The sequence below is a fragment of the Nonomuraea montanisoli genome, assembly GCF_013363975.1.
Lineage (GTDB): Bacteria > Actinomycetota > Actinomycetes > Streptosporangiales > Streptosporangiaceae > Nonomuraea > Nonomuraea montanisoli.
The window spans coordinates 1-301 of the sequence record NZ_JABWGN010000064.1; the positions used below are offsets into that span (position 1 = coordinate 1).

The 301-nt window shown below is 70.4% G+C and carries 1 protein-coding gene; it reads left to right on the forward strand.

The window, feature by feature from the left end; translation table 11 throughout:
- Nucleotides 1-259: hypothetical protein (locus tag HTZ77_RS44990; protein WP_205304751.1), on the forward strand; the 259-nt coding region annotated here is incomplete at its 5' end.
- Nucleotides 260-301 lie beyond the last annotated feature (42 nt).

The window sequence follows — 301 nt, forward strand, 5'->3', positions numbered from 1 at the left end:
GGTCCGTGGGCCAGGCGGGGCGGCGCCCGTGATCCGGCGGCTGTTCTACCTGTCCCTGGGCGCGTTCATCGCCCTGTGGGTGATGCGCCGGCTCCAGCCGCTCCAACCCGACCACGTGGCACGCCGCACGGCCGCCGGCGCGGCGGGCATGCTCGCGCGGGTGAGAGACTTTACTTCCGACGCCCTCGGCGAGGCTGCCGAGCGCGAAACCGTGTTGCGCGCCAGGTTCGGCCTTGACCAGGCTGGTCAAGGCGACTGACGCCGCAGATCGATCACACACGACTAACGCAAAGGATGGCCA